The sequence below is a fragment of the Kosakonia sp. R1.Fl genome (assembly GCF_023516815.1).
In the GTDB taxonomy this organism is placed as follows: domain Bacteria; phylum Pseudomonadota; class Gammaproteobacteria; order Enterobacterales; family Enterobacteriaceae; genus Kosakonia.
The window spans coordinates 1,946,457-1,971,173 of record NZ_JAMGSQ010000001.1 but is presented as its reverse complement, the minus strand read 5'-3'; the positions used below and the strand labels follow the sequence as shown (position 1 = coordinate 1,971,173).

Genomic DNA, 24,717 nt, shown 5'->3' with positions numbered 1-24,717 from the left:
TATCGATTAGAAGGTTTCCCAGTTCTCGCCCGCGTCGGTCGCAGCTTTACGCGGCAGCGCGGTTGCAGGTTCCGCTTTAACGAAACTGGTTGGCGTTGCGCCAGCGTTTTTACGCTGATCCTGCATGATGCGGAACACGGAAACGGCCTGCGTCAGGCGGCTGGCTTGTTCTTCCAGCGCGGCTGCAGCGGCGGCTGACTCTTCCACCAGCGAGGCGTTCTGCTGGGTAACGCGGTCCATTTCAGAAACCGCCAGGCCAACCTGGTCAATGCCGCGGCTCTGCTCATCAGAGGCAGAAGCAATTTCGCCCATGATGTCGGTAACGCGGGTAACGGCGTTGACGATCTCATCCATGGTTTCACCGGCGCTTTCCACCAGTGTGGAACCCACTTCAACGCGGCCAACAGAGTCTTCAATCAGGCTCTTGATTTCGCGGGCTGCCTGAGCGCTGCGCTGCGCAAGGTTACGCACTTCACCGGCAACCACGGCAAAACCGCGACCCTGTTCACCCGCACGTGCTGCTTCGACCGCAGCGTTAAGCGCCAGGATGTTAGTCTGGAAAGCAATGCCGTCGATCACGCTGATAATGTCAGCGATTTTCTGCGAACTGGCGGTAATATCGCGCATTGTCTGCACCACGTTATCAACCACTTTACCGCCTTTCTGCGCGGTTTCAGACGCGCTCAGCGCCAGGTGGCTTGCCTGGCGGGCGTTTTCGGCGTTCTGTTTCACCGTGGCGGTCAGCTCTTCCATGCTGGCGGCAGTCTCTTCCAGAGAAGCGGCCTGCTGTTCCGTACGGGAAGAAAGGTCGTTGTTACCTACGGAAATTTCGCTGGCACCGCTGTAAATGGCGTTGGCGCCGTTACGAACATCGCTAACAGTACGCACCAGTTCACTTTGCATATGGCGCAGACTCTCAGCCAGCACGCCCATTTCATTGGAACCCTGCACTTCAATGCGCTGCACCAGATCGCCACCAGCAATATGGCGAATGTTGTCGATCAAATGGTTGAGCGGCTTAATCAGCGCCCCTTTGATCCCTACCCAGACACAGACGATCACCGCCAATACCACGATCAATACGGTGATAATCACCCACACCGCAGAACCGTAGGAGCTTTCGCTGTCGCGAACCGCTTGTTCATACAGGCTATCGTTCTGCTTCAAGTAGTTAACATATTGCTTCTCAAAACCATCCTGATAGCTCTGAGTCGGCTGGTCAAAGAAGTCATTAATTTTGCCAGCGCCCAGCAACTGGATCAGCTCCGCCAGCGCGTTGTGGTAGATATCGTAGTTACGTTTGATCTCTGCTGCGGCTTCTTCGCTCTGGCGCGGATCGCGCGGCAGTGCCTGGTAAGCGTTCCAGTTCGCTTCCGCCTGTTTCAGCGAGGTGCTGGCAATCTGCATCAGATCCGACACGGTCGCGCCGCTGCCGATATTGCTCTGATCCATCATGTAGCGGATACCCGCGCGGTTAAGGGTGTTACGGGTTTGCAGCAGCGCAACCCAGCTACCGTTCAGCGTGGATTGCTGCTGACGAATGGTTTGTAAAACGGTGAAGTTTTCTTTGTCCTGTTTCAGCGCGTTGAAGAACAAGCCGCCGGAAGTGAGTTGTAACAAGCCAAATAATGCCAATACCAGCAACAAACTGGTCACAAGTTTAATACGAGTCAACATGTTTTCTCTTTCCCTATAAACAGATACCAGGTTTTCGGCCTGGCATAGGAAAACTTTATGGTTTAACGTGCTATTTTTTCGCCAGTTATACATGAATTACAACCCGGCAGAATTCTCTCCCTTCCTTGTAAGACAACGACTTAACGTGACATACATCACAATTCAGCCAGCGTTTTCCTGCCCTCAAAACCGCTTATGACGCATCCGTTACCGCTCACCACCTTTTTCTAACCACTCAGTCAAATCACTGCCGATTCGCGCGCGTAATTTGCCATCATAAATGCCAGCATTTCAGCCAATTCAACATTTCAAATCCCATTCACTATTTCTGCTAAAACCAGGTCTGATATGGATACTAAAAAACTACTCAAGCACATACCCTGGGTTATCCTCGGGATAATCGGTGCTTTTTGTTTATCCGTTGTCGCATTACGCCGGGGCGAGCATGTCAGCGCGCTGTGGATCGTGGTTGCGTCCGTTTCCGTTTACCTTGTGGCCTACCGCTACTACAGCCTTTACATCGCCCAGAAGGTGATGAAACTCGATCCAACTCGTTCCACACCAGCGGTGATCAATAACGACGGCCTTAACTATGTGCCGACCAACCGCTACGTGCTGTTTGGTCACCACTTTGCCGCTATCGCTGGCGCTGGTCCGCTGGTTGGCCCGGTATTGGCCGCACAAATGGGTTATCTGCCGGGCACGCTGTGGCTGCTGGCGGGCGTGGTGCTGGCCGGTGCGGTGCAGGACTTTATGGTGCTGTTTATCTCTTCACGCCGTAACGGCGCGTCTCTTGGTGAGATGGTGAAAGAAGAGATGGGCCGCGTGCCGGGTACCATCGCGCTGTTTGGCTGCTTCCTGATTATGATCATCATCCTCGCGGTGCTGGCGCTGATTGTGGTGAAAGCGCTGGCGGAAAGCCCGTGGGGCGTGTTCACTGTCTGCTCAACCGTGCCGATTGCCCTGTTTATGGGTATTTATATGCGCTTCCTGCGCCCGGGACGCGTTGGTGAAGTCTCGGTTATCGGTATTGTGCTGCTGGTGGCCTCCATCTGGTTTGGCGGCGTTATCGCGCACGATCCTTACTGGGGACCAGCGCTGACCTTTAAAGACACCACCATTACCTTTGCACTGGTGGGTTACGCCTTTGTCTCCGCGCTGCTGCCGGTGTGGCTGATCCTTGCCCCGCGCGACTACCTGGCGACCTTCCTGAAAATCGGCGTGATCGTCGGTCTGGCGCTGGGCATCGTGATCCTCAACCCGGAACTGAAAATGCCTGCGGTGACGCAGTACATCGATGGTACTGGGCCACTGTGGAAAGGTGCGCTGTTCCCGTTCCTGTTTATTACCATCGCCTGCGGCGCGGTATCTGGCTTCCATGCCCTGATCGCGTCCGGTACCACGCCGAAACTGCTGGCTAACGAAACCGACGCGCGCTTTATCGGTTACGGCGCAATGCTGATGGAATCCTTTGTGGCGGTAATGGCGCTGGTTGCCGCGTCCATTATCGAACCGGGTCTCTACTTCGCCATGAACACGCCGCCAGCAGGGCTGGGCATTACCATGCCGAACCTGCATGAGTTGGGCGGTGATAACGCGCCGATGATTCTGGCGCAGCTGAAAGATGTCACCGCGCACGCAGCGGCGACCGTCAGCTCGTGGGGCTTTGTGATTTCGCCGGAGCAGATCCTGCAAACCGCGAAAGATATCGGCGAGCCGTCCGTACTGAACCGCGCTGGTGGCGCACCGACGCTGGCCGTTGGTATCGCGCACGTGTTCCACAAAATCATCCCGATGGCGGACATGGGCTTCTGGTACCACTTCGGTATTCTGTTTGAAGCGCTGTTTATCCTTACCGCGCTGGATGCCGGTACGCGTGCGGGCCGCTTTATGCTGCAAGACTTGCTGGGTAACTTTGTGCCGTTCCTGAAGAAAACCGACTCGCTGGTTGCCGGCGTCATTGGTACAGCGGGCTGCGTGGGTCTGTGGGGTTATCTGTTGTACCAGGGCGTGGTTGATCCGCTGGGCGGCGTGAAAAGCCTGTGGCCGCTGTTCGGTATCTCTAACCAGATGCTCGCAGCCGTCGCGCTGATGCTGGGCACCGTGGTACTGGTGAAAATGCAGCGTACCAAATACATCTGGGTCACCGTGGTTCCTGCCCTGTGGCTGCTGCTGTGTACCACCTGGGCGCTGGGTCTGAAACTGTTCAGCACCAATCCTCAGCTGGAAGGTTTCCTGTATATGGCGAACCAGTACAAAGAGAAGATTGCCGCCGGTGGCGGTGATCTGACCGCGCAGCAGATTGCCAACATGAACCATATCGTGGTGAACAACTACACCAACGCCGGGTTGAGCATTCTGTTCCTGGTGGTGGTGTACAGCATCATCTTCTACGGCATCAAAACCTGGCTGCAGGTGCGCAACAACACCGTGCGTACCGACAAAGAAACGCCGTATGTGCCGGTGCCGGAAGGCGGCGTGAAAACGTCATCTCACCATTAAACCTGATGCCGGATAGCGCTACGCAATCCGGCATATAACGCGTGATGATGTAACCACCCTTGAGGGTGGTTACATCCGTTTCGCAGCCGTCATTGGCGCAGCCAGGTTGAACACTGCCCGTTCAAAATGGCAAGCAAAATAGCCTGCCTCTGCGGGCTTCACATATATCTGAGAAGAATGATGTTTGGTAACTTAGGCGAAGCCAAAAAATACCTCGGTCAGGCGGCAAAGATGCTGATTGGCATCCCGGACTATGACAACTACGTTGATCATATGAAAACCAACCATCCGGATAAGCCGTACATGACTTACGAAGAATTCTTCCGCGAACGCCAGCAGGCGCGTTACGGCGGAGACGGCAAGGGCGGTGTCCGCTGTTGCTAAAGGAGAATGTATGACCCCGATTGCAGTAACGTTGTTGACCGGCTTTCTCGGTGCCGGCAAAACCACCCTCTTACGCCATATCCTCAATGAGCAACACGGCTACAAAATTGCCGTTATCGAAAATGAATTCGGCGAAGTTTCTGTTGACGATCAACTGATTGGCGATCGCGCCACGCAAATCAAAACCCTGACCAATGGCTGTATCTGCTGTAGCCGATCTAATGAGCTGGAAGATGCTTTGCTGGATCTGCTCGACAGCCTCGATCGCGGTGACATCGCCTTTGATCGGCTGGTGATTGAGTGTACCGGCATGGCCGATCCGGGACCGATCATTCAGACCTTTTTCTCCCATGAGATCCTCTGCCAGCGCTATCTGCTGGATGGCGTCATCGCGCTGGTTGATGCGGTACATGCCGATGAGCAGATGAATCAGTTCACGCTGGCACAGTCGCAAGTGGGCTATGCCGACCGCATTCTGCTGACCAAAACGGATGTCGCAGGCGAGTGTGAAAAACTGCGCGAACGCTTAAGCCGCATCAACGCCCGCGCGCCGATTTACACCGTGACGCATGGCGATATTGAGCTGGCGCAGTTGTTTAATACCAATGGTTTTATGCTGGAAGAGAACGTGGTAGCGACAAAACCGCGCTTCCATTTTATCGCCGACAAACAGAACGACATTAATTCGCTTGTGGTCGAGCTGGATTACCCGGTAGATATCAGCGACGTCTCCCGCGTGATGGAAAACCTGTTGCTGAGCTTTGCCGACAAACTGCTGCGCTACAAAGGCATGTTGTGGATCGACGGCGAACCAAATCGCCTGCTGTTTCAGGGCGTGCAGCGCCTTTACAGTGCAGATTGGGATCGCCCGTGGGGCGACGAAACGCCGCACAGCACGCTGGTGTTTATTGGCGTACAGCTACCGGAAGACGAGATCAGAGCAGCATTTGCGGGTTTGAAGAAATAACAAAGGCCACCCACAGGTGGCCTGCTCATCATTTTTTGTTTTGCAAATCGCGCAGCATTGCTTCACGTAAAATTGCGTTAAGCCGGGTCTGATACCCTTTTCCCGGCCGCTTCAGCCATTCCATAACGTCCGCATCAATACGCACCGATGCCTGCGTTTTTAAAGGGCGGAAAAATTTACCGCGAATCGCATCCGCCCAAAGCGCCTCTTCCGTCGCAGGAATATCGCTGTAATCAATCTCATCGTCGGGTTTATCTGCCAGTGCTTTGAGTTCAGCTTCACGCTGCTTATTGCGCGCAGGCATCTCGCCCTGCTTATGTTTAACCATGCTCATAACGGCTCCTCTCCTTTCTGTCAGCCTTACGCGCGCTGATAATACGAACGACTTCGTGCCCACTTTCAAAACGGATGGTATGCGCGACCAAAATAACGATCACACCATGAACCAGCCCGATGGTTTGCCATCGATATTCGCCGTTTTCAAACCTGTCTTGTATCGACAGATGTTGCGGGTCATCAAAAACAAATACGGCATCTTCAAAGCGAATACCATGCTTGCGCAGATTGCTGGTCGCTTTTGTTGCGTCCCATTCGAACTCCATGTCACGTTTCTCATCCTTGAGTGTATATACAGTAAAGTATATACAAAGTTGTCATTCAATGCTTGTTTTATTCACTGACGGGAAGGGTTTCCTCTCCCTTGTGGGAGAGGAAAAAGGGAAAGGAGACAATTACTGGCGCACTACCACCAGCTTCTGATTCACAAACTCTTTGATGCCTAAATCAGACAGCTCGCGACCAAACCCGGAGCGTTTCACCCCGCCGAATGGCAACTCTGCGGCGGTATCCGTCAGCCAGTTGATATAGACCATGCCGGTTTCAATGCGCGAAGCCATCTGTTTAGCGCGCTGAATGTTGCGGCTGAAGATCGCCCCGCCAAGGCCGTAGTGTGAATCGTTGGCCAGACGTACCGCTTCGTCATCATTATTCACCACATAAATTTGCGCTACCGGGCCAAAGAACTCGTCAAAATAGGCCGGATTGTCGCGCGTAATGTGCGTCAAAATAGTGGGTTCGAAGAAGTTGCCTTCGCTGTTCGCCGGTTTGCCGCCAAAGTGCAGTTTTGCTCCGTTTTGTACCGCTTCACTCACCTGTTGGCTCAGCGTATTGAGCGCTTCTTTCGAGGAGAGCGGGCCAAGCGTGGTGCTTTCATCCAGCGGATCGCCCAGCTTCACTTGCCTGAAGGCGTCGGTGAACTTACGCAGGAACTGATCGGCAATATCCTGATGGATAATAAAACGTTTCGCGGCAGTACAAACCTGCCCGGCGTTCGCCAGACGCGCTTGCACACCAGTCTCAACCGCTTTTTCCAGATCCGCATCGTCCAGCACGATAAATACGTCATTACCGCCAAGTTCCAGCGTCGATTTCTTGATGTGTTTCGCCGCTTGAGCCGCCACCGCGCTACCGGCTTTTTCCGATCCGGTCAACGCTGCCCCCTGTACGCGCGGATCGGCAATGATCGCGGAAACCTGATCGGACGAGATAAACAGATTCGTCCACGCACCTTCCGGCGCGCCCGCTTCGCGCACCAGCTGCGCAAAGGTTTCGGCGCACTGAGGCACAATGCTGGCATGTTTACAGATAACCGGGTTACCGGCTGCGAGATTCGGGGCCAGTACACGCATCAACTGGTAATAAGGGAAATTCCACGGTTCCACCGCCATGATCACGCCGATCGGATGATGCTCAACCCACGCCTCTCCCAGCTCCGTTTCATATTTCACGGGTGCAAGAAATTGTTTTGCGTTATCCGCGTAATAGCGGGCGATCTGCGCGCAGATCTTCACTTCGCTGCGGCTCTGCTCAATCAACTTCCCCATCTCCCGGCTGGCGATTTTCGCCAGGTCTTCCTGCTGGTTTTCCAGCAAGTCGGCAAGTCTGTGCAGTATCGGCAACCGCTGTTCGATATCTCCCTTTGACCAGGAAGAGTGATACAGCGCATCCGCCTGGCGCAGCGCCACTTCGATATCGGCATCGCTATGATTGGGATACTCTTTAATGAGCTGGTTGTTAAAAGGATTCACTGTCTGGTAAGCCATATTTGCCTCCTTATTTACCGCTTAGGCTAATAAGGGTAGTAAAAATGACCGGGTCTGAAAGTAAAGTTGGGTATATACAGACGTTTCTGATGCAGAAAATAAAAATAAATACCGTTTTTATAAAGGGCACTAACATTAAAGCTGCAGAAGCATTAGTTATAATAAAAATGAACATCCTCATTTTATTTTTTCGTACTTAATCGCTTTACTTTTCAGTCTGGTTATATGTGATTTTGACGTTATTCTCTGGTATTTGGCACCTGTTTTGAGTGTGAATGCGTTGGCGCACATCCGCACCGCTAATCATAATCTCTATTGACAAGGAATAGTGGCCATGACTGTTTTTTGCACTCTATGTGTTTTATGTTGAATCAGAAGCGCTTTCTTTTAAAATGCGCAATTTAACAGTAAGTTATGCGACCCACCGCCCAAAAAACGAGCCCCCGGCAATTCGTTTAGTGGATGACTGGCTGGCGACAGCGGGTTTTAAAATCGATGCGAAGGTAGGTATTAAAGTTACGAACGGCTGTATTACTATCGCCGCAAAATAACTCCCCCCCGAGCATCTAATCGGTGCCCTGATTATATTGAGCAATATTATGCAAACAATCCAGTATCAGTGCCGATATCGGTAAATACCGCGACTCTCTATCTATATTGATGCAATAAATTAAAAAAAACTATAACCGAAATGTTTTTCACGACTAACCAGCAAAAACACTCCACGCATCTGTTCTATGCTTTAAAAAGAGCCATTAACAGGAGGAAACATGAGCATTCGCGGCATCGATCATATTGGTATTACCGTCCCGGATATTGAAGAGGCAACCCGTTTTCTGATTGACGCGTTGGGTGCAGAGCTGATTTATCAGGCCGTCTCGCCAGAAGATGAAGATCTTGATAACGAGGCGCAGCAAAAAACGTTGCGCTTCGTGCCGGGTACGACGATCACATCCATACGCATGCTCAAACTTCAGCACGGCCCCGGTATCGAACTCTTCGAAATGCACGGGCCAGAACAGCGCGAGCCGCTGCGGGCCAGCGATTTTGGTCTGCAACATTTTGCGGTCTACACCGCTGATATCGATACTGCGCTGCAACGCTTTGCGGATGCGGGCGGCGAAGTGTTTACCACGCCGCAGCCGCTAGGTTTTCCCACCGAGAAAGGCGCAGGAAACTGCTTTTGCTATGGCCGCACGCCGTGGGGCAGCATCGTCGAGTTTATTACCTGGCCCACGCCGATGCCCTATGAACAGGAGACCACGCTGCGCCGCTGGAAGCCATGACTCAGCCCAGCACATCCTGCACGCAGGCTTTAAACACTTTCACGCCGAGCGCCAGCGCGTCGCGATCAAAGTGCATGTCCGGGTGATGCAGACCCGGCGACAAATTCGCGCCCAGCCCCCAGAAACCGCCTTTCACCTGCGGGCGCAGGCGCAGGTAGTGGAAAAAGTCCTCGCTGCCGGGTGTCGATTTTGGCGCGGTCAGCCCGGTATCGCCAAACACGCTGCGGATGGCGCGGGAAACCACCCCGGTTGCCTCGTCATCAATGATCGCCGCAGGCATCTCTTTCAGAATGCGGATCTCAGCCCGTGCGCCGTATGCCGCCGCACTGCTTTCAATCGCGCGCAATACCTGCGGTTTTAACGCAGTCATGGCTTCATTTTCCGCCGCACGCAAATCCCAGCACACCAGTGCCTTATCAGGAATTGAGTTGGTCACCCCGGCGTCACAGAGAAAGCGCGTCGCTTTCGCGCTCCAGGTGAGCGATGGCGCAAGATGAATGCCGTTTACCGCCTGCACTGCGTGGGCGGCGGCGTCCAGCGCGTTCACACCTAAGTGGGGCCGCGCCGCGTGCGCCGCTTTGCCGTGGAATATCACTTCCACCGTGGCAGACGCCGAGTAATACATGGCCGGCACCGCCTGACCCATCGGGCACTCTTCCAGCGGGCGCAGGTGGAAACCAAGCAGCATGTCAACATCGTCCAGCACGCCAGCCTCCGTCAGCGCAATCGCCCCGGTACCCAGTTCCTCCGCGGGCTGGAAGATAAACTTCAGCTTGCCTTTTTTCACTACTCCTTCGGCGATCACTTCCTGCGCCGTGGTCAGCACCACCGTGGAGTGTCCATCATGACCACAGGTGTGACGCGCGACATGCTCACCGTCAATGATATGCCCAAGCGCATCCATATCGGCGCGCAGCGCCAGCACTGGCCCCGGTTTACCGCTGTCCAGCACCGCGACAATGCCGGTCGTGTTATTGACCTGGCGCGTAACCTGGTAGCCCGCCGCCTCCAGTACTCCGGCGATATAAGCGGAGGTTTTATACTCTTCGAACCCGAGTTCCGGGATCTGATGCAGGTAATTAAAATGCTCAAGTGTACGTGACACGTCTTACTCCTTGGTACTCAGGCAATAACGCGCATAATCAGCATGGCGATTACGGCATTGAGAATGCTGACCGCCATCAGTAACGGCCAGTACTTCTTCGGCACATCGGCTACGCCCAACAGGCGGCCCATATACTGTAGCTGCGAACCCATTAAAAAGATGGCGGGCGCGAGAATAGTGATTTGCCCCATATCAAGCTGGCCTTTGCTCAGCAGGCTGACCGCCACGCCGGTTCCCGCAGAAGACGAAAGCCAGGCGGTGAGCAACACGGTAATCGCTTCCCCCGGCAGGCCGAACAGCCCCATTAACGGCGCGCAAAGATGGCCAATAATCTGCATCACACCGAGTAAATTGAGCATTTCGGCGATCACGTAGGCCATTAATACATTCGGCATCAGATTATTAATGGCGATATTAAAACCTTTACGCGCACCAATAACGAAAATATCGAACGGATTACCAGAGACTTTTGCGGAATTATTCATTGTCAAAATCTCGCTTATAAACAGTATTTAATGCCAGACGAACCACGGCTGCGCCCACGAATTTAAGGACAAACATTAAAACCAGCGGAACAATAATTGGGATGGTTAATGACGCGAACATCGCTGAGCCAATCGAAAAATAGTTATTGATTAAGCCCGCACCGGAATATTGCCACGACCCCATAATCACCACGTCTTTACGGGTAATTTTATCGCTGTCGTATAACTCTTTGGTTAATGCCGCCCCGGCATCGGTGCTTTGCAGGTCGGTAATCAGCGCCAGCCCCGTATAACCTGGAATACCCAGCAGCGGTTTAAGCAAGGGGGTCAGCAATTTATGCGCCGCGCGGATCGCGCCGTAATGGGTAAAAATCTCCAGCAACCCCAGCGCCAGCATGACCGTTGGCACCAGCGACAGCGCGAACAGAAAACCAGCCTTCGCGCTGATGCCACCGCTGCCAATAAAAGTATTGGTTTCCGGTGTCTTCATCGTGCCGAACGCGCCACCCAGCGTGGTAAAATCAAACGCGCCCAGCCACGCCATCCCCTCGACTTTGAAAAAGAAGCCGGAAAAAACCAGCAGAACAATCACTAACGAAATCCAGGCGCCAGGCCCGACTTTCCACTCTTCCGCGTGCTCTTTCGCGGGTTGCTCCAGCGTTTTCGATTCACTCATAACATCTCTCTTTGAAATAATCAGATGACAATGACTTATTACTAAGCAGGATCCGTGCCTGAATAGCCCGACGCTAAAATAAAAACCTTTTACCGCGAATTATTACGCAACAAAAAACCTTCCCGTGAAATACCGAGAATTAAAAGCAAAGTAACTAAAAAATTATTTAATTAAGCATTAAGAACATCCTAATAAAATAATTTATCACCGTTATCGGGCACCCTTTTGGTGCAAAAATGCAGATTCAGTTTTTCATTTTCTTTCACTCACATAACAGGGCGGTTAATTTGATTATCACTATTCAATCTGGATGATAAATATCCGCTTATTGATGTTATTGTTGCTTTCAGGTCAACAGTTGAGAAGGAATGTGGCGAATGTTCCAGGACAAGCAGGTGGGTTATTTATATGAAGTGGGTAACCAGGGTGGGATCCGTCGCGCGGCGGATATCCTTGGTGTTAACCCCTCCGTGGTCAGCCGCCAGATCGCGCAACTGGAGCGTGCACTGCAACTCCCGCTGCTGGAGCGGCGCGGGCGTAACGTGGTATTAACCGAAGCGGGACGCCTGCTGGCGGAAGACTATTTTGCCAGCCGCCAGCGACGCGAAAAGCTGGAAAGCCAGTTAAAAGATCTGCGCCATATGCGCGGCGGGACAATCTCAGTGCGCATTGGCGGTGGGCTGATCACCGCCTTTATCGAAGGGGTAATGCGTGAGTTTGCCAAGTCGTACCCGCAGGTTTTTGTCGATATTGTGGTGGGCAGCATGCAGGAGATGCTCAATGACATCGTCAGCGGCGAAGCGGATATGGCGCTGGCCTTTGGCCCAATCGGTACGCCGGAACTCAAGCGCCACAGCTTTCAATGGGGGCCAATCTGTGCCGTCGTCTCGCCACAGCACCCCATCGCGCAGCGGCAAAGCATCACCATTGAAGAGCTGGTCGACTATCCATTGATAGCCCTGACAGAAAACTTCGGCCTGCAACGCCATATGAATGCCATGTTCAAAAGCCAGGGTTTACAATTCCACCCGGCGTATCGCTGCAACCAGTTCTCTACCGCGATGGGGCTAAGCCAGGCGGGGCTGGGCATCTCGTTTATGACCGCTTATGCTGCCGCCGATCCTATTCGCCTTGGCGCGCTGGCGGCTGTACCGCTCGATCATCCCATCGCCAGTAGCGCTCAGTGCCACCTGCTGCGCAACTCCGATCGGCGATTTACGCCAGCCGCCCACCATATGTGGCGGCTTCTGCATAATGCCTTTCGCGACAAATAAAGGGGTGTGGTATACCAGAAAGCCAACCAAATGAGGCAAAGCATGTCGATAACGCGCGATATACAGCAATCATTTTGCCGCCCGCAGGCATTACCCGGCGTTGAGCTGCGCAGCACCTGGCGTAGCCAGCAAGCCTATAAGCGCCATCGCCATGCCGAGCTTTCAATCGGCGCGATTGTTGAGGGGCAAACCCGCTGCCTCTGCAACGGGCAGGAATACCTGCTCCAGCCGGGCGATCTGATGGTCATTCCACCGCACGCGCCCCACAGTTGTAACCCACTCTCCGGGCAGCCACGCAGCTACCATATGCTGTATCTGCCGCATGAAAACAGCCAGCAGCAGGTCATTCGCGACCCTGTGTTATTCCAGTTGTACTTGCGTATTGTGGCGTTGATTGAGCGGGACGACTCGCCGCAATTACCAGCGGCACTAGATGCCCTTCTCAGCGCTTTACCTCCCGGTGCGGATCGCTGCGCGCCGCTGCGACCCGTAAGCCAGCAGGTGCTGGCAGCGTTAACCCACGATTTGCAGCAACCGCCCACGCTTGATGCGCTGGCCAGCGCTTTTTCCCTGCGCAAAGAGACGCTCATCCGTACCTTCAGGCAGGACACCGGCCTGACGCCGGGCAGCTTTTTGAATATCGCGCGCGTTGAGTTTGCCAAAAGCCGCCTGCGTGCGGGCGATACGCTGGCGGATGTCGGCTACCAGAGCGGGTTTGCCGATCAGAGCCATTTCCACCGAACCTTTGTGAACTACACCGCTGCCACGCCGCGCCAGTACGCGTTTGGCCGATCAATATCCGACAATAAATAGCGCCGACGCGCCGCTAAAGTGAACTTCACTTTTTTGTGGAGGTCACTATGGCGTTGTTTCCCACCGCGTTTTCCGCGCTGGCGCTGGCACATTTTGTCGCCCTGCTCAGCCCCGGCCCGGATTTCTTTCTGTTAATGGGCTTTGCGATCCGCTATCGCCTGCGCGGCAGCGCCGGGCTGTGCGCGGGCATCGCCGCAGGCAACGCCTTTTATATCCTGATAGTGATTATCGGGGCGAGCGCGCTGCGCCAGTTCACGGTGCTCTTTAGCGCCATTGAACTGCTGGGCGCTGTCTATTTGCTGTGGATTGGCTGGCACCTGCTGCGCAGCCGCGCGCAGACGCTTAGCGTCAATGAAACCCGTCAGCCGTGCCCGAGCCTGCGGAAACAGTTTTTACTCGGGCTTGGCTCCGCGCTGCTCAATCCCAAAAACGCGCTGTTTTACCTTGCGCTGATGACCGCCCTGCTCGGCCCGGACGTCACGCTGCTCCAGCAATCGGTGAGCGGCGTGTGGATGGTGATGGTCGTTCTGGTGTGGGATCTGGTCGTGGTATCGCTGATTGGTCAACCCGCCGTACAACAGCGGCTGAGGCAAAGCGTGTGGTGGATCGAGCGCGTCGCAGGCGCGGTGTTAATGGTGTTCGGGACGTCGATTTGGTGGAGCATGCTGCGTAATCTGCTTAGGATTTAACCTTTTGCAAGAACCCGGCGTTGGGTTATATGCTTAAACCATGAATAAATTCGCAGAACTTAAGCGCGCCAAGCGTCTGGCGCTGTCGTTGTTGCTGGTTGCGGCCGCGACGTTTATCACCACACTGTTCCTGCCGCCCAACTTCTGGGTAAGCGGGGTGAAAGCCATTGCCGAAGCGGCGATGGTCGGCGCGCTGGCGGACTGGTTCGCGGTGGTCGCGCTGTTTCACCGCGTGCCGTTCCCGTTTATTGCCCGCCATACGGCGATTATCCCGCGTAATAAAGAGCGGATCGGCGACAATCTCGGCCAGTTCGTGCAGGAAAAGTTTCTTGATACCCAATCGCTGGTCGCGTTAATTCATCGCCACCAGCCTGCGCAGATGATTGGCGTCTGGTTCAGCCAGCCCGAAAACGCCCAGCGCGTGGGCGTGCATCTGTTGCAGGTGATGAGCGGCTTTCTGGAGATGGCTGACGACAGCCGCATCCAGCGTCTGTTACGCCGCGCGGTGCACAAAGCCATCGACAAAGTGGATCTCACCGAAACCAGCGCGCTGCTACTGGAAAGCCTGACCCGCAATAATCGTCACCAGAAATTGCTGGATACCGTCATTGCGCAATTGATCGCCCTGCTGCAACGGCAAAGTAGCCGCGATTTTATTGCCCGCCAGATTGTGCGCTGGCTGAAAACCGAGCACCCGATGAAAGCGAAGATCCTGCCTACTGAATGGCTGGGCGAGCAGAGTGCCGACTGGGTTTCCGAGGCGGTCAATTCGCTGCTCGATGATGTCAATGCCGACAGCACGCATCAGATCCGCCAAGCTTTCGATCGCGCGACGATGAAGCTGATCGCCAGTCTGAAAAGCGATCCGGAAATGGCCGAGCGCGCAGAAAATATCAAAGAGTATTTGAAAAACGATGAGACGTTTAACCACTATGTCGGCGAAATGTGGGCGGATCTGCGTAACTGGATGAAAGCGGATATGCAGTCTGACGATTCGCGGATGCAAAAACGCATTACCGACGCGGGCCTGTGGTTCGGCGAAACGCTGCTGGCGGATGGCGCGCTGCGCGCCTCGTTAAATGAGCATCTGGAACAAGCCGCGCACCGCGTGGCACCGGAGTTCGCCGCGTTTCTTACCCGCCATATCAGCGACACGGTGAAAAGCTGGGACGCGCGGGATATGTCGCAGCAAATCGAGCTGAATATCGGCAAAGATCTGCAATTTATCCGCATCAACGGCACGCTCGTCGGCGGAACGATCGGCTTGATCCTTTATTTACTGTCGCAGTTGCCCGCGCTGCTGCACGTTAGCGCTTTCTAATTTGCCAGGAGAAACGATGGCCGACATTACCCTCACCACCAGCGAACGCGAGCAGTTACGCAAAAAATTGCAGGCCTACTGTGAGCAGAATTTTGAGCTGGAACTGGAGCAGTTTGACGCCGAGTTCTTTATCGACTTCATTGCCGAACAGATTGGCCCGGCTTTTTATAACGCAGGCATCGACGAAGCGATTCGCACACACGCGCTCTACAGCGAGCGCATTCAGGAAGAGATGGATCTCAAAAAAATAATCTGACCGGACTGAAAACGGTTTTTTCCCCTTTTCATCCGCCGGAGATCAATATCTCCACACTTTTTGCATGACTATAATGCGGCCTCTTTTCAATCTCTCCCGTGTCACGGGGAAGGAAAATTATGTCGCTTATCACCGCCCTGCCAGATGTTTTTGAACAGTTTTCTGAAGCCCGCCAGAAAGGTTTTCTCACCGTGATGGATCTCAAAGAGCAAGGGATCCCGCTGGTTGGCACCTACTGCACGTTTATGCCGCAAGAGATTGCCATGGCCGCCGGTGCGGTGGTGGTTTCCCTCTGTTCCACCAATGATGAAACCATTGAAGAGGCGGAAAAAGACCTGCCGCGCAACCTCTGTCCGCTGATCAAAAGCAGCTACGGCTTTGGCAAAACCGACAAATGCCCCTACTTCTATTTTTCCGATCTGGTGGTGGGTGAAACCACCTGCGACGGCAAAAAGAAAATGTATGAATACATGGCGGAGTTCAAAGCGGTCCATGTCATGCAGTTGCCGAACAGCGCGGCAGACGCCGCTTCCCGCGCATTATGGAAAGCAGAAATCCTGCGTTTACAGCAGGCGATCGAGCAACGTTTTGGTCAGCCGATTAGCGAAGCAGCACTGCGCGAGGCCATCGCGGTGAAAAACCGCGAGCGCCAGGCGCTGGCGAATTTCTACCACGTCGGGCAGCTCAACCCGCCTGCGCTTAGCGGCGCGGATATCCTGAAAGTGGTGTACGGCGCGACCTTCCGTTTTGATAAAGAAGCGCTGATCGACGAACTTAACACCATGGCCGCACGGATCCGCGACGAGTGGCAAGCGGGTAAACGGCTGGATCCTCGCCCGCGTATTTTAATCACCGGTTGCCCGATTGGCGGCGCAGCGGAAAAAGTGGTGCGCGCCATCGAGGAGAACGGCGGCTGGGTGGTGGGCTATGAAAACTGTACCGGCGCAAAAGCGACCGAGCGCTGCGTTGACGAGAGCGGCGATGTTTACGACGCGCTGACCGACAAATATCTGGCAATCGGCTGCTCCTGTATCTCCCCTAATGATGAGCGCCTGAAACTGCTCAGCCAGATGGTCGACGAATACCAGGCCGATGGCGTTATCGATGTGATTTTGCAGGCCTGCCACACCTACGCGGTGGAGTCGCTGGCGATCAAACGCCATGTCCGTCAGCAGCACAACATTCCCTATATGGCGATTGAAACGGATTATTCGACAGCGGATATCGGACAGCTCAGCACCCGCGTCGCCGCGTTTATCGAGATGTTATAAGGAGCGGGCGTGACGTTTACCGTGGGTATTGATTCCGGCTCGACCACCACCAAAGGCATTTTGCTCCAGGGCGAGACGATTGTGCGGCGCTTCCTGTGCCCGACCTCGTTTCGCCCGGCGACATCGATTGTCGAGGCATGGGAAACTCTGTGCGAAGGGCTGGGTGAAAAACCCTTTCTGACGCTGACCGGTTACGGGCGGCAACTGGTCAATTTCGCCGATAAACAGGTCACCGAAATCTCCTGCCACGGCCTCGGCGCACGTTTGTTGCTCGCGCAAACACGTACGGTGATCGACATCGGCGGGCAGGACAGCAAAGTGATCGCGCTGGATGAACAGGGCAATCTCACCGATTTTCTGATGAATGACAAATGCGCCGCCGGAACCGGGCGTTTTCTGGACGTTATCTCGCGCACGCTGGGTACGCAGGTGGAGCACCTGGACGCCATCACCGACGGCGTGGAGCCGCATCCACTAACCAGCATGTGTACGGTGTTTGCCGAATCCGAAGTGATCAGCCTGCGTTCGGCAGGTATCGCACCGGAAGCGATTCTCGCCGGGGTGATCAATGCCATGGCGCGCCGCAGTGCGCACTTTATCTCGCGGCTTTCCACGCAAGGGCCGTTGCTGTTTACCGGCGGCGTCAGCCACTGCGCCACCTTCCGCCGCATGCTGGCCGGGCATCTTGCCAGCGACGTTTTTACCCATGAAGACGCCCAGTACGCGGGCGCGCTGGGGGCGGCGTTAATCGGCCAGCGGCAGAGGAAACGCTAATGGCGGAATACCTATTGCTGTTCCACACCACACCCGGCGTGCTGCAAACGCGCAAAGCGATGCAGTCGGCGGGGATCGTTTTTCGCGTGCAGGATATTCCGCGCCAGCTCAAAGGCGGCTGCGGATTATGCATCCGTTTTTACAGCGAAGCGGAAGCGGTCAATCAGTGGCTGATACCCAATATCACAGAGGCAATTTACCGCTGTGACGTTGACGAATTCACGCGAGTGGGATAACAGGCAGGCGCTGTAGACGGCCTGTAAAATCACTGCGGCGCAATGACTTAGCGCCCGAAAGACATTGAGTTTTCGGGCGCATTCCCGCTTACTGTTCCTCAATCACAAACCGTGTGGCGTCGAAGCGATTCAGGATCAGGTGTACCAGATAGATCATCGTTAGCGTCGCCAGCAGCGCCACCGTCACGGAAACGATGCGATAGAGATCGCTGAACACTAAATCCGTGTCCGGGTGCAGGTTCTGCCCAAACATAATGCCGATGGTGGTCACACTGGCAAAACCGACGCCAGCGCCAACTTTCTCCATCACATGCAGCCGCGCGCTGAACGCCAGCCCGAGGCCAATCAGCGGCATCATCAGCAGCATATGGCTACTGTGGTTGTAGAGGATCAACTGCACCAGCAGGATATAGAGGCAGGCGAGCACCACGCCGACCACGCGCCACACAGAGCTCATCACCGCGCCGCGATAATGCATCGGGAACAGGATCAAGATCCCGGCCATCAGCGCGGATAACGAATCGCTGAGATCGCTCAGTTGAAAAACCACAAAGATCATCGTCGCCACAGTGCCGGAGAGCAGCGATTCGTGGCGCACTCGCGCGGCGTTTTTCTCGATCATCGGCGGACGGGTGCGCGGCTCGACATCCGGGATCAGATAGTTCATCAACGCACTCAGCGCCACCGCCATGACGCTGGCTTCGATATTGGAAAACAGCAGCGTGTGCCAGTCGCTTGAGGGGTAGCTCATAAAGTTGAGCATCGTACTCTGACAAACCACACCCGCCGAGCCAAACAGAAACAGCGCGCCTTTGCTCATAAAGCGAAAACGCATCACGTACAGAGCAAACACCACCAGCGTCATGATCACCGGCCAACGCGACAAATAGCCGATGATAAATACCATTTCGATGCAGTTAATCACTGCGCTGAAGATGAACTGTTTCGCCACATGGCGGTTGAATACCGGTACCAGCGATAACAGCATCACCGGGTAGACCACGTAAAACACGCCGTACTGGGTGTTATAAAAACTCGATACGCTGAGCGCGATCATCCCGGCAAAAACGATGCGCAGCGTCTGGCGAAAGTCATTCGCCGTGTAAACGATATTGCCGTGAGGGGTGAAAACCCGCGCCAGCGTATTAATAGACATAGTGCAACAGGCTCACGAGATGGATTTGCAGGCCCGAGAAGAAGCGCGCAAACACCCCTTCGCTGTTATACAACTGCACTGTGGCGCGCGCACCGGTCGGGAGTTCTTTCGGCAACGATTCATCCAGCGCGACGTGGATGCGCATACGCTGTGCGTCACGCACCCAGCGGTTAGAGGTTTGCGGCTCTGAAAGCTCGCCGTTCACCGCCTGTTGTCCGGCCAGTACCCCGGCATCGCTGCTGGTGACATGCGCTTTGAACACATGACCCGGCAGCGCATCAAACACCACCGCTGCATCGGTGCCAACGCGCGTATGACGCAGGCTCTTCTCACGAAAATCCGCCACGATATCGGTTTTATCATGCACCAGCGCCAGCGCGGCTGTACCGGTCGCGGCATAAAATCCGGGGCTTAATTGCAGGTTACTTACGGTGCCATCGGCTTCGGCGCGAACCTGCGTCCAGCCCTGATTCAGTTGTGCCTGTTGCAGGGCATTGCGGTATTTTTGCAGCGTCACGTTGCGGGCGTCATCGCGATCGCCGCGTTCAATATTCAGTGCATTAATCGAGGCATTCAGATTGTTCACCGACTGCACGCTGCTCTGCCAGGTGGTGCGCACTTTATCAAGGTCAGACTGCGAAACATTGTGTGTAGCACTCAGGTTCTGATAGCGCTCAAAGGTCACCCGATCGTTTTGCGCGGTAAGCTGCGCCGTCTTCAGGCTGGCCTGCGCGGCAACGATTTGCGCATCCAGGTGTTGATTGGTGAGCTTTGCTTGTGCCAGTGCGATTTGCGCGGCTTCCACCTGGTTGTTAAACGGCGTGGCATCCAGTTCGAACAGCAGATCGCCCTTCTTCACCTGGCTGTTATTTTGTACGTACACTTGCGCGACATAACCGGAAACGCGGGCGGAAACCGGCGTGACCACGCGCATCACGGTGGAGTCCGGGGTCAGCGGGATCCAGATATCGGCAACGATAAAATAGACAAACATCAGCAGGAAAGAGGCAATACTCACCCTTACCCAGCGGGCAAACTTTTGTTCTGGCGTCATGATGTTCTTATTCGGTTTGGTTGTCTTCTTCGCGCATCACACGCAAATTACAGGCGATTTGATTCAATGTGTCGCTAAAGGCGAGCAGCTCTGCTGGCGGAATATTTTCCGCAGCCCGCGCCTGGCAGGCTTCGATCACTTGCGTGATTTTGCCCAGCATATGCGTCCCCTCCGCGGTGAGCGCCAGCAGGCGTATGCGCTTGTCGTACGGCGATGTCGTACGCACAATCAGCCCCTGTTTTTCCAGCTGTGTCAACGTGCGCATCAGCGGCGGCAGCTCAATGCCCTGCACTTCCGCCAGTTCGCTAACGGAGACGTTATCCCCTAACTGGTGAAGCTGCATCAGTACCGTCCAGCCCGACTGCGTGATGCCCGTGTCGCTCAATGCATGATCGATAGTGGCGCGCCACTGACGCACAACCATCGCCATGCGCATACCCAGCGGTCGGCGGGCGAACAGTTCATCTTCAGTCATCGCGATCCCCTCGTTTCACAGGCGGGGTACAATAATAGTTATCATGGTAAGTATCAAGAAACGAGGAGGGCAAAGAGCATAGATTGCGAAAGCCTAATCAAAAAACACCATCCCCTTGTACGGTTTCTCGCGGCACGCCCTCAGGCGCTGGGCAAGGTTGCCGACATGCGCTTCGAGCTTGTGTCCGTCGGGGTCGAGGAAATACCAGGAGTCGCCTTCGCTTTTGTTCGCTTTCCAGCTCACCACGCCAGCCTGCTCAAGGCGGGTGACAAAGCGGGCGAAATCGCGCTCATCAACGCTGAACGCATAATGGGTGTAGTCACTGTGTGTTGGCAGTACATACTGACGCTGCGCATCGAGCGATAAGCAAAGCCACAACTCGCCACAGGTGAGATAAGCGCCATTATCCCAGCGCGCATGGAGTTTCATATCAAGAAGTTGATGATAAAAATCGACGCTGCGGGCAAGGTCGCTAACCGCCAGGGTCAGATGGTTGAGGCTGTTTAACATGCTTTGCACTCCGGCCTGAAAAAGAAAAACGCTGCACCTGGCAAAAGTGCGGAATGCAGCGTTTATCGGGCTGCGAATTACTTCGCCTCTTTCACTTCCGAAACGAATTCCGGCAGATCCCATGTGCCGCCCGCACGCACATAGCGGCACATGCCGGAAGTGGATTCGCTGCTCTTGCGGAAAGTTTTCCCGTCCCAGACCCACTCCGCCGAAGCCCAGCAGTCGCCAATGCCGCGACCACGCTGGCCCAACGAGATCACGCCATCGCTGTAGTCAGACGCGGAGTTAGTTATAAATTGCGGCGTTCCCTTCAGCGCTTTATCCACCACCCAGTAGCCATAACCTTCGTTGTACGCCCCGCGCCAGCAAAGGGTGGAGATCAGCACCTGTTTGCCATCCAGCGGTGTCAGGGTAATGTCGTTATCACCGTCGATAACCGGTTCCTGCGGGGAGACAAGGCGGTCACACTCGTTACCGCTGGTGAGCGCCGCCAGCAAACGCGGTTTCAGCGCTGCGGTTTCGGCTTTGGTGAGCGTGCGATCTTCGCCGCCTTTCACTTCCACCGCCTGGATCACCGGTGCGGCAACCGCTGGTGTCACCGAGCTTTCCGCTTTATCGCCCTTTTTACTCAGCGCGCCAGGCGTGCCCACGCGCCCTTGCACGTCATCAAATTTCAGTAACACGGCGTATGCGCCATCGCCGGAGAGCACAAACGGTTTCGCGCCGCCTTTGAATTCGACTTTACCGCTACCTTTCACGGCATCGATCATGCTGCGCGCCTGCGCATCGGATAAGCGCCAGCTATCGTTATCTTCGGTAGCGATCTCGCCCTGTGATTTACCCTCGATCCACAGGCTGAGCGTTGCCTGTTGCGTGGTTTCATCGGCGTCCATTTCTGCCAGCACCACATCAACGGTCACCGGCGTGTCTGGCCCGGCTTTTCGCGTAATCAACACCGAACCGCTGGACTCTTCTTCCGCGCTGTAACCTGCGGCGCGGCAGGTCAGGGTGTTATCGCAAACCACTTCCCAGTCTTTATGGTCAAACGAGACGCCGCTTTGCTCCGCCAGCACGGGCGCACTTAGCGTTGCTGTCATCACCAGCACCGCTTTGATACTGCTTTTCATGCCATCACTCCGTAATGAGAAATGCGCACAGTGTGCAGAAATTATGTGTCAGGGAGAAGTGTATTTTGGCGGGCGTGAAGTGAAAAAAGGCGAGAAAAAATTCTCGCCTCAAGGTCGCTAACAAACTTAATCCAGATTCAGTTCGCCGTAGGATTTCACCACGCTGGAAACGATGCCGTAATCAATGGCCTCTTTGGTGTTCATCCAGTAGTTGCGGTCGGTATCCTGCTTCACTTTGTCCACCGGCTGACCGGTCGCGTCAGCGATCATGCGGTTAACGCGCTCCAGCGTGCGGATAATCTCTTTCGCTTCGATTTCAATGTCGCTTGCCTGGCCGCGAACGCCGCCCAGAGGTTGATGGATCATAAAGCGGGTGTTCGGCAGCGAATAACGGTGCTCTTTCTTAGCCGCCAGCAGGATGGTGATCCCGGCGCTTGCCACCCAACCGGTGCCAATGATGTGCACTTCCGGGGTGATGAATTTAATCATGTCATGAATGGTATCTGCCGCTTCAACATGACCGCCCTGGCTGTTGAGATAGATTTTAATCGGCGCATCGCTGATGCCCTGCAACAGCAGTAGCTGGGTGACTACTTTTTCTGTCAGCGCCTGGTTGATCTCGCCAGAGATAATGATCGAGCGGGCATCCAGCAGTTTTTGCTGCATCAGCTGTGAGACATTACCGGTCTCTTTCTCTTTTTTCTCGTCGTCTTCGTTCATAAAGTGCATGCGCTTTCTCCCCTTCAGGTTGTGGAGCTAAGCATAGCCCAACGCCGGTTGGGCGGAAATAACAAGATGTTATCTCCGCGCGTTATCGCACTTATCACAGTTCACTGCGGCGTAACCCCAGGTCTTTTAGCTGCTCGTCGCTTAATGCGCGCAGCAGCCGCCGCGTTTTTACGCGCTCACGCAGCCGTTGCAGTTTGCGCCAGAATAAAACAAACCCGAAAAACGGGCGGTTGGGTCGATTTTCAAAAAATTCCATGATGCTCTCCTCGCCTGAAAAGAGCTCTATCTTCGCCGTTCTCGCCCATTACAATACAGATTCAGAAATCACTTTTCTTTAACATACAGATCGCTTAAAACAACGTCTGAATCGCCAATTTCACGCCAATCTGTACTGGTTCTTAAATCTGTATGGTGAATTTTAAGGATACAGCATGACACGCTACCAACATCTGGCCACGCTGCTGGCAGAACGCATTGAACAGGGATTGTATCGCCACGGCGAAAAACTGCCGTCAGTGCGCAGCCTGAGTCAGGAGCACGGTGTGAGTATCAGCACCGTGCAACAGGCTTACCAGGTGCTGGAAAACCTGCAACTGATAACGCCCCAGCCGCGTTCCGGCTACTTTGTCGCGCCGCGCAAGGCAAAACCGCCCGTGCCCGCGATGTCGCGCCCGGTACAGCGTCCGGTGGAAGTCACGCAGTGGGATGAAGTGCTGACGCTGCTGGACGCGCGCACCGATAAAGCGATTGCTGCGTTTGGCGGCGGCGCGCCGGACATCACCCAGCCCACGCTTAAACCGCTGTGGCGTGAGATGAGCCGTATCGCCCAACACCAGGTGATGGATGCCTTAAGCTACGACACACTGCCGGGCCGCCGTGAACTGCGTGAGCAAATCGCCCGACTGATGCTGGACGGCGGCGCATCGGTCAGCGCCGACGATATTGTCATCGCCAGCGGTTGCCACCCGGCGCTGGCGCTCGCCTTGTTGGCGGTGTGCCAGCCGGGGGATATTGTCGCCGTTGAATCCCCCTCGTATTACGGCACGATGCAGTTATTGCGTGGTTTGGATATTAAAGCTATCGAAATTCCGACCGATCCCGAAACCGGCATCAGCGTAGAAGCTCTGGAGCTGGCACTGGAACAGTGGCCCATTAAGGGCGTGATTCTGGTGCCAAACTGCAACAACCCGCTCGGGTTTATCATGCCGGACGCACGGAAAAAAGCCGTGCTGGCGCTGGCGCAGCGCCATGACATTGTGATTTTTGAAGACGATATTTACGGCGAGCTGGCAGCCGAATATCCGCGCCCCACGACCATAAAATCCTATGATATTGATGGCCGCGTGCTGCTGTGCAGTTCCATCACCAAAACCGTGGCACCAGGTTTGCGTGTCGGCTGGATTGCGCCGGGACGTTATCTGGATCGGGTGCTGCATAAAAAGTATGCCGCCATCGGCACCAATGTACCGGGAACACAATTAGCCGTTGCGGCGTTTATTCGCGACGGTCACTACCATCGACATGTGCGGCGTATGCGCCAGGTTTATCAGCAGCAACTGGAAACTTACACCTGCTGGGTGCGCCAGTATTTTCCCTGCGGTATCTGCGTGACGCGCCCGCAAGGCGGTTATCTACTGTGGGTTGAGTTGCCAGAAACCGTCGATATGGTCTGTGTTTCCCGCGCGCTGTGTCGTCTGAAAATCCAGATTGCACCCGGCTCGTTATTCTCCGCGTCCGGCAAGTACCGTAACTGCCTGCGCCTGAATTGCGCCCTACCGCTAACCGACGCTAATCGTGAGGTGATCAAGCAGTTGGGCGAAGCAATTCATAACGCGCTGGAAGCGTAAG

28 protein-coding genes are annotated in these 24,717 nt (G+C 54.8%); 14 read left to right on the top strand and 14 right to left on the bottom strand.

The features are described 5' to 3' along the window. Positions 1-6: 6 nt before the first annotated feature. Complete coding sequence (tsr, locus tag M8Q36_RS09165) at positions 7-1,677, bottom strand: methyl-accepting chemotaxis protein (protein WP_249880687.1); 1,671 nt, start codon at positions 1,675-1,677, stop codon at positions 7-9. A 348-nt stretch (positions 1,678-2,025) separates the two neighbouring features. Between tsr and btsT the strand changes: the two genes are divergently transcribed. The 3 genes from btsT (at position 2,026) to yjiA (ending at position 5,530) form a co-directional block, all read left to right on the top strand. Next, positions 2,026-4,179 carry a pyruvate/proton symporter BtsT gene (gene btsT, locus M8Q36_RS09160; RefSeq protein WP_249880686.1) on the top strand — a complete coding sequence of 718 codons (2,154 nt, stop codon included), beginning with the start codon at positions 2,026-2,028 and terminating at the stop codon, positions 4,177-4,179. Positions 4,180-4,359: 180 nt separating this feature from the next. Next, complete coding sequence (locus tag M8Q36_RS09155) at positions 4,360-4,563, top strand: YbdD/YjiX family protein (RefSeq protein WP_007373011.1); 204 nt, start codon at positions 4,360-4,362, stop codon at positions 4,561-4,563. Between the two features lie 10 nt (positions 4,564-4,573). Continuing rightward, positions 4,574-5,530 (top strand): GTPase, encoded by a 957-nt coding sequence (gene yjiA, locus M8Q36_RS09150; RefSeq protein WP_249880685.1) that lies wholly within the window; start codon positions 4,574-4,576, stop codon positions 5,528-5,530. Between the two features lie 28 nt (positions 5,531-5,558). Here the strand turns inward: yjiA and M8Q36_RS09145 are convergent, their stop codons facing one another. The 3 genes from M8Q36_RS09145 to M8Q36_RS09135 form a co-directional block, all read right to left on the bottom strand. Then, positions 5,559-5,864, bottom strand: a complete 306-nt coding sequence (locus M8Q36_RS09145; protein WP_249880684.1) for a BrnA antitoxin family protein — start codon at positions 5,862-5,864, stop codon at positions 5,559-5,561. After that, positions 5,851-6,132, bottom strand: coding sequence for a BrnT family toxin (locus tag M8Q36_RS09140; protein ID WP_249880683.1), 282 nt, complete (start codon positions 6,130-6,132; stop codon positions 5,851-5,853). Before M8Q36_RS09140 ends, M8Q36_RS09145 begins: the two co-directional genes overlap by 14 nt. Before the next feature lie 129 nt (positions 6,133-6,261). Beyond that, positions 6,262-7,632: an NAD-dependent succinate-semialdehyde dehydrogenase gene (locus M8Q36_RS09135; RefSeq protein WP_249880682.1), complete on the bottom strand. Its 1,371-nt coding sequence runs from the start codon at positions 7,630-7,632 to the stop codon at positions 6,262-6,264. Positions 7,633-8,024: 392 nt separating this feature from the next. Here M8Q36_RS09135 and M8Q36_RS25580 point away from each other — a divergent pair, with 392 nt between their 5' ends. Then, a complete protein-coding gene (locus tag M8Q36_RS25580) occupies positions 8,025-8,183 on the top strand; it encodes a SymE family type I addiction module toxin (RefSeq protein WP_502825470.1) in 159 nt (52 codons plus the stop codon). A gap of 219 nt (positions 8,184-8,402) precedes the next feature. Continuing rightward, complete coding sequence (locus M8Q36_RS09130; RefSeq protein WP_249880681.1) at positions 8,403-8,918, top strand: VOC family protein; 516 nt, start codon at positions 8,403-8,405, stop codon at positions 8,916-8,918. A 1-nt stretch (position 8,919) separates the two neighbouring features. Here M8Q36_RS09130 and M8Q36_RS09125 read toward each other — a convergent pair whose 3' ends face one another. The 3 genes from M8Q36_RS09125 to M8Q36_RS09115 are packed head-to-tail and all read right to left on the bottom strand — an operon-like array spanning position 8,920 to position 11,184. Continuing rightward, a complete protein-coding gene (locus M8Q36_RS09125) occupies positions 8,920-10,023 on the bottom strand; it encodes a M20 peptidase aminoacylase family protein (protein WP_249880680.1) in 1,104 nt (367 codons plus the stop codon). A 17-nt stretch (positions 10,024-10,040) separates the two neighbouring features. After that, complete coding sequence (locus tag M8Q36_RS09120) at positions 10,041-10,508, bottom strand: YjiG family protein (protein ID WP_020456432.1); 468 nt, start codon at positions 10,506-10,508, stop codon at positions 10,041-10,043. Continuing rightward, a complete protein-coding gene (locus M8Q36_RS09115) occupies positions 10,501-11,184 on the bottom strand; it encodes a nucleoside recognition domain-containing protein (protein ID WP_249880679.1) in 684 nt (227 codons plus the stop codon). The genes M8Q36_RS09120 and M8Q36_RS09115 overlap by 8 nt, the downstream gene beginning before the upstream one ends. 377 nt (positions 11,185-11,561) lie before the next feature. On the opposite strand from M8Q36_RS09115, the gene M8Q36_RS09110 reads away from it, so the two are divergent. The 8 genes from M8Q36_RS09110 to M8Q36_RS09075 all read left to right on the top strand — a co-directional run bounded on the left by M8Q36_RS09110 (position 11,562) and on the right by M8Q36_RS09075 (position 17,818). Further along, positions 11,562-12,458 carry a LysR family transcriptional regulator gene (locus M8Q36_RS09110; RefSeq protein WP_249880678.1) on the top strand — a complete coding sequence of 299 codons (897 nt, stop codon included), beginning with the start codon at positions 11,562-11,564 and terminating at the stop codon, positions 12,456-12,458. Between the two features lie 42 nt (positions 12,459-12,500). After that, positions 12,501-13,271: a helix-turn-helix transcriptional regulator gene (locus M8Q36_RS09105; protein WP_249880677.1), complete on the top strand. Its 771-nt coding sequence runs from the start codon at positions 12,501-12,503 to the stop codon at positions 13,269-13,271. A gap of 47 nt (positions 13,272-13,318) precedes the next feature. Next, positions 13,319-13,960 (top strand): LysE family translocator, encoded by a 642-nt coding sequence (locus M8Q36_RS09100; protein ID WP_249880676.1) that lies wholly within the window; start codon positions 13,319-13,321, stop codon positions 13,958-13,960. 40 nt (positions 13,961-14,000) lie between these two features. After that, positions 14,001-15,281, top strand: coding sequence for a DUF445 domain-containing protein (locus tag M8Q36_RS09095; RefSeq protein WP_249880675.1), 1,281 nt, complete (start codon positions 14,001-14,003; stop codon positions 15,279-15,281). A gap of 16 nt (positions 15,282-15,297) precedes the next feature. Next, the gene (locus tag M8Q36_RS09090; RefSeq protein ID WP_017457800.1) at positions 15,298-15,537 is read left to right on the top strand and encodes a DUF2164 domain-containing protein; all 240 of its coding nucleotides are present in this window, start codon (positions 15,298-15,300) and stop codon (positions 15,535-15,537) included. A gap of 119 nt (positions 15,538-15,656) precedes the next feature. Then, the gene (locus M8Q36_RS09085; RefSeq protein ID WP_249880674.1) at positions 15,657-16,808 is read left to right on the top strand and encodes a double-cubane-cluster-containing anaerobic reductase; all 1,152 of its coding nucleotides are present in this window, start codon (positions 15,657-15,659) and stop codon (positions 16,806-16,808) included. 9 nt (positions 16,809-16,817) lie between these two features. Further along, the gene (gene yjiL / locus M8Q36_RS09080; protein WP_249880673.1) at positions 16,818-17,582 is read left to right on the top strand and encodes a putative 2-hydroxyacyl-CoA dehydratase activator YjiL; all 765 of its coding nucleotides are present in this window, start codon (positions 16,818-16,820) and stop codon (positions 17,580-17,582) included. Continuing rightward, positions 17,582-17,818 (top strand): putative Se/S carrier protein, encoded by a 237-nt coding sequence (locus M8Q36_RS09075; RefSeq protein ID WP_249880672.1) that lies wholly within the window; start codon positions 17,582-17,584, stop codon positions 17,816-17,818. Before yjiL ends, M8Q36_RS09075 begins: the two co-directional genes overlap by 1 nt. Before the next feature lie 88 nt (positions 17,819-17,906). Here the strand turns inward: M8Q36_RS09075 and M8Q36_RS09070 are convergent, their stop codons facing one another. The 7 genes from M8Q36_RS09070 to M8Q36_RS09040 form a co-directional block, all read right to left on the bottom strand. Next, a complete protein-coding gene (locus tag M8Q36_RS09070) occupies positions 17,907-18,974 on the bottom strand; it encodes a DUF2955 domain-containing protein (RefSeq protein WP_249880671.1) in 1,068 nt (355 codons plus the stop codon). Beyond that, on the bottom strand, positions 18,964-20,031 hold the full coding sequence (locus tag M8Q36_RS09065) for an HlyD family secretion protein (protein WP_249882744.1): 1,068 nt from the start codon (positions 20,029-20,031) through the stop codon (positions 18,964-18,966). Before M8Q36_RS09065 ends, M8Q36_RS09070 begins: the two co-directional genes overlap by 11 nt. 4 nt (positions 20,032-20,035) lie before the next feature. After that, entirely contained in the window at positions 20,036-20,503 is a 468-nt protein-coding gene (locus tag M8Q36_RS09060; protein ID WP_249880670.1) for a MarR family transcriptional regulator, read from the bottom strand. 93 nt (positions 20,504-20,596) lie between these two features. Continuing rightward, a complete protein-coding gene (locus tag M8Q36_RS09055; protein WP_249880669.1) occupies positions 20,597-21,013 on the bottom strand; it encodes a FosA family fosfomycin resistance glutathione transferase in 417 nt (138 codons plus the stop codon). A gap of 77 nt (positions 21,014-21,090) precedes the next feature. After that, positions 21,091-22,140, bottom strand: coding sequence for a DUF1176 domain-containing protein (locus tag M8Q36_RS09050; RefSeq protein WP_249880668.1), 1,050 nt, complete (start codon positions 22,138-22,140; stop codon positions 21,091-21,093). 126 nt (positions 22,141-22,266) lie between these two features. Further along, positions 22,267-22,860, bottom strand: coding sequence for an ATP-dependent Clp protease proteolytic subunit (locus M8Q36_RS09045; RefSeq protein ID WP_502825490.1), 594 nt, complete (start codon positions 22,858-22,860; stop codon positions 22,267-22,269). A gap of 103 nt (positions 22,861-22,963) precedes the next feature. Continuing rightward, positions 22,964-23,125, bottom strand: coding sequence for a DUF1127 domain-containing protein (locus M8Q36_RS09040; RefSeq protein WP_249880666.1), 162 nt, complete (start codon positions 23,123-23,125; stop codon positions 22,964-22,966). A 175-nt stretch (positions 23,126-23,300) separates the two neighbouring features. Here M8Q36_RS09040 and M8Q36_RS09035 point away from each other — a divergent pair, with 175 nt between their 5' ends. After that, positions 23,301-24,716 (top strand): aminotransferase-like domain-containing protein, encoded by a 1,416-nt coding sequence (locus M8Q36_RS09035; protein WP_017457789.1) that lies wholly within the window; start codon positions 23,301-23,303, stop codon positions 24,714-24,716. The last annotated feature ends 1 nt before the right edge of the window (position 24,717 follow it).